The sequence below is a fragment of the Bacillus sp. AP50 genome, from assembly GCF_040492675.1.
GTDB classification, from domain to species: Bacteria; Bacillota; Bacilli; order Bacillales; family Bacillaceae_G; genus Bacillus_A; species Bacillus_A cereus.
This window is the reverse complement of sequence record NZ_JBEUTW010000286.1, coordinates 1-8082: the sequence shown is the minus strand read 5'-3', so window position 1 is coordinate 8082 and position 8082 is coordinate 1. Positions and strand designations below refer to the sequence as shown.

Sequence of the window (8082 nt, the reverse complement as noted above, 5' to 3'; positions counted from 1 at the left end):
CAACAAAAGTATCGAACGTATTTCCTTTATATTTACTCCGATTTTATACTCCATATTATTTTGAAAAACTAGCCATACATACGCTAAATTCATTTCATAATAGGGAGTTTCAAGATTTATTTTTCTAGAATCTAACAAAAACACTTACAAAATGGAGTTTTTTTATGAATTACGTCACATTTGAGGGGATTTCTCTAAAAACAGACACCGTAGTTTATTACGTTTATGCCATAATATCTATCATTTTTTGACTCAGTTAAAGGGGTACAATTATTTTCTTATACACATAATGAAGAAGCGATTAATATTCTTATAAGAACACATATAAGTGAGAAAAAGAGGAAAAGATTTGCATATAATAAAAAATGACCTAGTTCTACACTAGGTCATTTTTTATTAACGAGGGATAGATTGCATTACAGATTGTAACGTTACTCTTTCTTCTTCTGTTAATGGAAGAAGTGGTAAACGTACAGAACCTACATCTAATCCAACCATTTGTAACGCTGTTTTTACTGGAGTTGGACTTGGCGCCATAAATAATGAATCAGTTACTCTTACAAGTAATTGATGTAATTTTTGTGCCTTCTTAAATTCTCCTGCTTGAAATGCTGTAATCATTTCTTGCATTTCGTTTCCGATAACATGAGAGGCTACCGAAACGATACCTTTCGCTCCAACTGCCATAGCTGGTAACGTTAAACCGTCATCACCGCTGTATACCGCAAAGTCGTCCGCTGTTTTTTCAATGATTTCTGTCATTGTTAACACATCGCCGCCGGCATCTTTAATAGCAACAATGTTTTCTATTTCTGATAAACGAACAACTGTATCAACGGAGATTTGTACAATAGATCGTCCTGGAACGTTATATAGCATAACCGGAAGCGGCGTGCTTTCAGCAATTGCTTTAAAATGCTGATACATTCCTTCTTGACTCGGTTTGTTATAATACGGTGCCACTAGCATTACTGCATCCACACCAACTTCTGTTGCCTTTTTAGTTAAGTCAATAGAAGCATGCGTATTATTGCTACCTGTTCCAGCGATTACGGGCACTCTTTTATCGACAACAGATACGACATGGCGATATAACGCTACTTTCTCTTCTGAAGTTAATGTAGGAGATTCTCCTGTCGTTCCTCCTACCACGATTGCTGTTGTACCGTTATCAATTAAATAATTTACCAATTTCGTTGTCTTTGCAAAATCGATATTCCCGTTTATATCAAACGGTGTTACCATCGCGGTTGCAATTGTCCCAAAATCTATCATGGTCTCACTCCTTATTGTTCCAGTTGCTTTTCTTTTGAAAGCTCAAACGCACTATGTAATGCATTTACAGCCTCCACTAAATCAGTCTCTTTTACAAGAACCCAAATTGTTGTATGACTATCTGCCGATTGCAGGATTTGAATACCTTTTTCCGCTAAAGCTGTAACGATTTTCGCAGTAACCCCTGGGTATCCTGCCATTCCAGCTCCAACGATAGATACTTTCGCACAATGTTCTGTCACAATTGGCTCATATCCAAGTTGTTTTAGCACTTCGACAGCACGAGCTGATACATTATCATTTACTGTGTAAGCTACACCAGTAGGAGAAATGTTAATTAAATCAACACTAATGCCTTCGTTTGCCATTTCTTTAAATACATGCTGCTGTATGTCGTATGCCGTTTCTTTTGCAAGTACTTTAATTTGCGTTACGTTCGATACGTGGGCAATACCTGTAACAGGACGTTCTTCTACATCCTGCCCTTTTGTAGCACCGTCATATGCTGAAATAAGCGTACCTTCACTATCAGAATACGTAGAACGTACACGAAGTGGCACTTTTGCATGCATCGCAATTTCAACTGCACGTGGATGAACGACTTTCGCACCTTGATAAGCCATGTTACAAATTTCGTTATACGTTACAGTTTGAAGATGACGTGCATCTTTTACAATACGAGGATCTGCAGTCATAACACCTTCTACATCAGTGAATATATCGATGTATTCAGCATGAAGTGCAACACCTAATGCTGAAGCTGAAGTATCACTACCTCCGCGTCCAAGTGTTGTCGTATCACCTTTTTTCGTTTGCCCTTGGAATCCTGTAACGACGATTACATCTACATTTTCTAACTCTTCATGTATACGATCGCAATTCATTTCAATAATCTTTGCATTCGTAAAGTCATCATTCGTTACAAAACCAGCTTGTGCACCATTTAATGCTGCTGCTTTTATACCGTTCTCATTCAACATATTAGAGAAAACAATTGCAGAGATTAACTCTCCACACGATAATAATAAATCTTGCTCACGTTTAGAAATAGTAGATTCCTCTTGATTTACAAGACTTAATAACGTATCCGTTGCATATGGTTCACCTTTACGGCCCATAGCAGATACGACAGTAACTACTTTATAACCAGCAGCTAATGATTTTTTTATATGATGAAGCGCATGCTTACGTCCATTATCATCACGTACTGATGTGCCACCAAATTTTTGAACAATTATTTTCATATTTTGCACCTTCTCTTAGCCGTTTACACTAATTGTAATTTTACTAAGCGCTCTGCAATTTGAACAGAATTCCATGCAGCGCCTTTTAATAAGTTATCAGATACGACCCAAAGATGGAATCCTTTATCGTTATTTAAATCTTTACGGATTCTTCCAACGAATACTTCGTTTTTACCTACTGCAGTAGCTGGCATTGGATATAACTGCTCTTCTGGATTATCTTGCAGAACAATACCTTCCGCATTTGCAAGTAAGCTCTTTAATTCTGCTACTGTTACGCCTTCTTTTTCTACTTCGATGTAAACAGACTCAGAGTGTCCTGATACAACTGGTAAACGTACACATGTTGCCGCTACTTCTAATTCAGGCATATGCATAATTTTTTTCGTTTCGTTAATCATTTTCATTTCTTCAAACGTAAATCCATTATCTTGGAATTTATCAATCTGTGGAATCGCATTAAAAGCAATTGGGAAATGCTTCTTATCACCTGATACAGGAAGAACATTTGCCTTAACTTCTTCGCCATTTAAGATTGCTTGTGATTGTTCATGCAGTTCTTCAATAGCTGCCGCACCAGCACCTGATACAGCTTGATATGTGGAAACGATTACTCGTTTTAAACCATATTGCTGACGAACTGGCTCAAGAGCTACTACCATTTGAATTGTAGAACAGTTTGGATTTGCAATAATACCATTATGTTCTTTTAAGTCGTTTTCATTTACTTCAGGTACAACAAGTGGCACGTTTTCTGTCATACGGAATGCACTTGTATTATCAACAACAATCGCACCGCGTTTTGCTGCTTCTGGCGCTAATTGTTTCGATACAGATCCACCAGCACTAAATAGTGCGATATCTACTCCTTCAAAGCTTTCAGGAGTTGCCTCTTGAACTGTAAATTCTTCGCCTTTAAATACAAGTTTCTTACCTGCAGATCGTTTAGATGAAAGTAACGTTAATTTCCCGATTGGAAATTCTCGTTTCTCTAAAGTATTTAACATTTGTTCACCAACTGCGCCGGTTGCTCCAACTACAGCGACATGAAAAGTTTTTTGCTTTTCCATCACTATGCCCCTTTCTAGATACCAATCCTTCTATAACTTAGAATCAGAAGGAGTATACAATACCCCTTCTGATCTTAATAACGTTAATTTTATCATATTCTACAGTAAGAATGATGGTTTCATCAAAAATTGTCCGTTTTTTTTCGTTTTTTAATTCATATATCTGAATTTTTCTACGACCACCGGTTGCAATTGCTTCCCTTGCAGCGCTTCTAACACTGTATCTTCCAGCAGCTCCATGCGAGCTACCATTGAGTTCGGTTTTTTCTCTGGTGCATCTTGGCCAAATGGGACGAAGTAGATGTTTTTTGTTGCCATTAGGCGCATGAGATTTACTCCATTAAGCCCTAGAGCATCATTCGTCGAAACAGCCAATACGACAGGCTTGCCATTTCTTAACGTCGCTTTCGCTGCCATTAATACTGGAGAGTCTGTCATTGCATTTGCAAATTTACTCATAGAATTCCCTGTTAGTGGTGCAATTACCATACAATCTAGTGGAATTTTAGGTCCTAGTGGTTCTGCACCAACGATTGAATTAATTGCTTTAAAACCTGTTATTTCTTCAATCTTCTTAATCCACTCTGCTCCTTCTCCAAATCTAGTATTTGTTGATTGAACAGTGTATGAAACAACAGGACGTACTTCTGCTCCTTCAGCAATTAATTTTTCTAAGTGCGGCATAACTTCCTCATACGTACAATGTGAACCTGTAAATCCGAAACCAATTCGTTTCCCCTTCAAACTCATTTCTTTTCCTCCTCCTTTGCGATTGCATCTGCTGCTAATAACTGAGAAAGAACATTTGCTAAAATTTGCCCAGCCGTTTTTGGGGCAACAATACCTGGTAATCCAGGTGCTAGCAATGCTTTGACTCCTCTTTTTTCCGCATATCTAAAGTCGGTACCGCCTGGTTTAGAAGCTAAATCAATCACTAACGTATGAGCTGGCATTTTTGCAATAACATTCGCTGTTACAACGAGGTGCGGAATCGTATTAATTACAATATCGATATTTCCTACTTCTTTCTCTATGTCTTGCATATGAAAAGGAGAAAACATCATTTCTGTAATACGTGCAATATGTTCAGATCGTCTTGCTCCAACTTTGACATGGGCTCCTAATGATTGAAATGCTCTCGCAACACTCATTCCTGTTCTACCAAATCCTAGAACCATTACATTGGACCCATGAATTGTATAGTCGGTATGTTGAATTACCATCATTAATGTACCTTCTACCGTTGGAATAGAATTGTATATTGCTACATCATCACGATCAAATAATTTAACAAGTTTTCGGTTCGTAGTAGATACGAGATTTTCCAAGTAAGGTGTACCAATACCTGAATATATAGTAAAGTGTTCTGGTGTATTTTCAATTTGTTCTTTCGTTATTGAAACTTTTTCATTTGAAAAAATAGTATCTACTTCTCCTTTGGCATTTGTACCGGCAACCGGCAAAATAATTGCGTCTACAGAAGTGAAATCTAAATTTTGTATACTTTCTTTTGCTGCCCCTGTGAAACCATGATCTAACTGATCAAAACCTATCAAAGAAAGTTTCGCATCCAATTCAACTAGCTTACGAATTACTTCTAGCTGCCTTGCATCTCCTCCTATGACAGCAATATGCATCTCAGTCAACATTCCCTAATTCACCTTCTTTTTCTGTCATTTATAAGAAAAGTGCCTACTTTTTCTTTTTCCTCCACATCATATGTAATGTACGAGTTTATGGTGATTGAAAATCCAAATGCACACATGATTTATCAGGTTTCTATGTAGATACAAAAAAAGATGACCAAAATGGCCATCCTTCACTCCGAATTTGAACGATCTATACTATCACAAAGAAGCATATCGTGTCCGACTTTCTTTATTTGACTCCATGCCACCCTTACTTCTTGTGGTTCCTTTTTAAAACCTCCCCACTTCCCTACAGGTATTATAAGTGTTTGTATTTGTCCGTCTTTCTCATTAATCTCTAAATCCATATAACCTAAGGCTCCCATTTTTTCCGCTTTTTCTATATCTACAACCTCTTTACCGCTTAATTCACTTAATCGCATACTCACTCCACTCCCCTACTAAATTTTTCATTTGCATTGTCTATAATTAGTACCTATTCTATATGTATAAAAAAAATAACCTTCTCTCATTTAAAAAGAGAGAAGGTTATTTTCAGATACATCGTAAAAGTTGATTATAGTTTTATTCCTTTTGGAAGTTTTCCATCTGGACTAATTAATGCTGCAGAGAATTCATCTGTAAACATGTTACGAATTAACCCATCTACATTTTCTTTTGTTACAGTGTTTACACTTTCGATAATCTCATCAAGTGAACGATGCTTACGAAGTAGCAATTCATTTTTACCATTACGGCTCATACGACTATTCGTACTTTCTAAACTTAACATTAAGTTTCCTTTTAATTGCTCTTTACTATTAATAAGCTCTTTTTCTGTAATACCTGTATTTTTCAATGTTTCTAATGTTTCTTGCATTGTTTCATACAGTGTATCTAATTGTTGACTACCTGTTCCACCATACAGTGTTAACATACCTGTATCTTCATAAGAAGAATGGTAAGAAAATACTGAGTAAGCTAACCCACGTTGCTCACGTACTTCTTGGAATAAACGGCTACTCATACTACCGCCTAAAACGTTATTTAATACAATTAAGTTATAAATATCTTCGTGTCCCATTTGTAAGCCTTTATATCCTAAACATAAATGAGCTTGTTCTGTTTCCTTTTTACGTGCTACTTTGTTAAAATGGAAAATTGGACTATGTACTTGTTCACGGTTTGTTGTTCCTTCATAACTACCGAAATATTGCTCTACCGTTTGTAAGAAGGCTTCATCAATATTTCCTGCAACTGAAACAACTACATTTTCAGGTGTATAATGATCCTTAATATATTGGCGTAGCGTATCACCTGTAAACGTATCAAGTGTTTCTTCTGTTCCTAAAATAGGATATCCAAGCGGATGCGTTTCATATGTTGCTTTCGTTAACATATCATGCACAATATCGTCTGGAGCATCTTCGTACATTTTAATTTCTTCACATACGACATTCTTCTCTTTTTTCAATTCTTCTTCATCAAATGTTGAATTAAAGAACATGTCAGCTAATACATCTAAAGCATATTTAGCATGTTCATCTAGCACTTTTGCATAGTAACAAGTGTACTCTTTTGAAGTAAAAGCATTCACTTGCCCACCAATACTATCAAATGATTCTGCAATTTCGCGTGCACTACGTGTTTCTGTCCCTTTAAAGAACATATGCTCTAAAAAGTGAGAAATCCCGTTATTTTTTTCATTTTCATTTCTTGATCCCGCATGGATCCAAATACCAATCGCAACCGATCTTACAGTTGGTATATTCTCCATAACTATTCTTACACCATTTTTACAAGTATATTTTTTAATCAAAAACTTTCCTCCTACTGCCAGTTTCTCTAAATAAGTGCTATTATTTAATGATAACAAGTTTAAGGATGAATGTCATGCAAATGTATTTAATCCACACGTTTTTCATCCAGTAATTCTGTTATATTCCCTACTTTATATCCTTGTTCCTTCAATTTTTTAATCATTGTATCTAATGCTTCTGCCGTTGACGAAGTAGGATGCATTAATACGATAGCACCTGGGTGTATTTTTCTCATTACTCTCTGCAATAGTACATCTGGCTCAGGTCGCTTCCAATCGATTGTATCGACAGTCCACATAATCGTTCCCATTTGGAAATCATCAGCGATTTTCACGACTTCATCCCGAAAACTTCCACTCGGCGGGGCAAACCATCTCACCTTTTGATTCGTAGCAGCTTCAATCATTCGATTTGTTTTTTGTAACTGCTCTCGTATTTCATCAGACGATAGCGTTTTCATATTAGGGTGCGTATAAGAATGATTTCCGACTTCTTGATTTGCATCGACAATCATTTTTGCAAATCGTAAATTTTCTTTCACCCAACGTCCTTCTAAAAAGAAAGTCGCCTTCACATCATGCTTTTTCAATATTTCTAATATACGAGGCAAATACTCGTTTCCCCATGCCACATTTATTGTTAATCCCACCATCTTTTTATTCGGATGCCCCCTATAAATTGGAGCAGGTGATAAATCTTCTAAGTGGACACTCGGTGATACTTCCTTAAATTCAAGGTGTTTTTGATCAAATTCCTTTAGCTTCTTCATATTGTTATAGGATGCTTCCATATCAACTTGTCTTCCATTATATCCTGGTGTTGCTTTCCATATCTTATCAATCATCGCATTTTGAGGTGCAATCTCATATTGTTTTGCATGCTTTTGAATTTCTTCATATAAGTTATCCTGTGCAAAAACAGAATAAGAGCCTAAACTGACATATAAAGAAAATATACATATGTATGCCAATATACGAACTTTCATATAAACCCTCCCAAATTAACTATATAAAAAAACATTTTTCTTCTTATCTTTGTTAATTTG

At 36.3% G+C, this 8082-nt stretch carries 8 protein-coding genes; all 8 read right to left on the bottom strand.

The genetic code is table 11. The features are described from left to right. Nucleotides 1-396: 396 nt before the first annotated feature. The 8 genes from dapA to ABWK52_RS19945 all read right to left on the bottom strand — a co-directional run bounded on the left by dapA (nucleotide 397) and on the right by ABWK52_RS19945 (nucleotide 8022). The gene (gene dapA, locus ABWK52_RS19980; RefSeq protein ID WP_000564763.1) at nucleotides 397-1275 is read right to left on the bottom strand and encodes a 4-hydroxy-tetrahydrodipicolinate synthase; all 879 of its coding nucleotides are present in this window, start codon (nucleotides 1273-1275) and stop codon (nucleotides 397-399) included. Nucleotides 1276-1286: 11 nt separating this feature from the next. Beyond that, on the bottom strand, nucleotides 1287-2519 hold the full coding sequence (dapG, locus tag ABWK52_RS19975; protein ID WP_000692449.1) for an aspartate kinase: 1233 nt from the start codon (nucleotides 2517-2519) through the stop codon (nucleotides 1287-1289). 23 nt (nucleotides 2520-2542) lie between these two features. After that, entirely contained in the window at nucleotides 2543-3589 is a 1047-nt protein-coding gene (gene asd, locus ABWK52_RS19970) for an aspartate-semialdehyde dehydrogenase (protein ID WP_000414846.1), read from the bottom strand. A 150-nt stretch (nucleotides 3590-3739) separates the two neighbouring features. After that, on the bottom strand, nucleotides 3740-4339 hold the full coding sequence (gene dpaB / locus ABWK52_RS19965) for a dipicolinate synthase subunit B (protein WP_000053596.1): 600 nt from the start codon (nucleotides 4337-4339) through the stop codon (nucleotides 3740-3742). Further along, the gene (gene dpaA / locus ABWK52_RS19960) at nucleotides 4336-5238 is read right to left on the bottom strand and encodes a dipicolinic acid synthetase subunit A (RefSeq protein ID WP_000954735.1); all 903 of its coding nucleotides are present in this window, start codon (nucleotides 5236-5238) and stop codon (nucleotides 4336-4338) included. Before dpaA ends, dpaB begins: the two co-directional genes overlap by 4 nt. Nucleotides 5239-5408: 170 nt before the next feature. Then, nucleotides 5409-5660 carry a YlmC/YmxH family sporulation protein gene (locus ABWK52_RS19955; protein ID WP_001239756.1) on the bottom strand — a complete coding sequence of 84 codons (252 nt, stop codon included), beginning with the start codon at nucleotides 5658-5660 and terminating at the stop codon, nucleotides 5409-5411. 134 nt (nucleotides 5661-5794) lie between these two features. Next, nucleotides 5795-7036 carry a M16 family metallopeptidase gene (locus tag ABWK52_RS19950; RefSeq protein ID WP_000592989.1) on the bottom strand — a complete coding sequence of 414 codons (1242 nt, stop codon included), beginning with the start codon at nucleotides 7034-7036 and terminating at the stop codon, nucleotides 5795-5797. 86 nt (nucleotides 7037-7122) lie between these two features. Continuing rightward, the gene (locus ABWK52_RS19945) at nucleotides 7123-8022 is read right to left on the bottom strand and encodes a polysaccharide deacetylase family protein (RefSeq protein ID WP_000868232.1); all 900 of its coding nucleotides are present in this window, start codon (nucleotides 8020-8022) and stop codon (nucleotides 7123-7125) included. Between the last annotated feature and the right edge of the window lie 60 nt (nucleotides 8023-8082).

Excerpts from the sequence above, each read along its gene's own strand:
- dapA (WP_000564763.1), bottom strand. The coding sequence starts at position 1,275 with ATGATAGATTTTGGGACAATTGCAACCGCGATGGTAACACCGTTTGAT.
- dapG (WP_000692449.1), bottom strand. The coding sequence starts at position 2,519 with ATGAAAATAATTGTTCAAAAATTTGGTGGCACATCAGTACGTGATGAT.
- asd (WP_000414846.1), bottom strand. The coding sequence starts at position 3,589 with ATGGAAAAGCAAAAAACTTTTCATGTCGCTGTAGTTGGAGCAACCGGC.
- dpaB (WP_000053596.1), bottom strand. The coding sequence starts at position 4,339 with ATGAGTTTGAAGGGGAAACGAATTGGTTTCGGATTTACAGGTTCACAT.
- dpaA (WP_000954735.1), bottom strand. The coding sequence starts at position 5,238 with ATGTTGACTGAGATGCATATTGCTGTCATAGGAGGAGATGCAAGGCAG.
- ABWK52_RS19955 (WP_001239756.1), bottom strand. The coding sequence starts at position 5,660 with ATGCGATTAAGTGAATTAAGCGGTAAAGAGGTTGTAGATATAGAAAAA.
- ABWK52_RS19945 (WP_000868232.1), bottom strand. The coding sequence starts at position 8,022 with ATGAAAGTTCGTATATTGGCATACATATGTATATTTTCTTTATATGTC.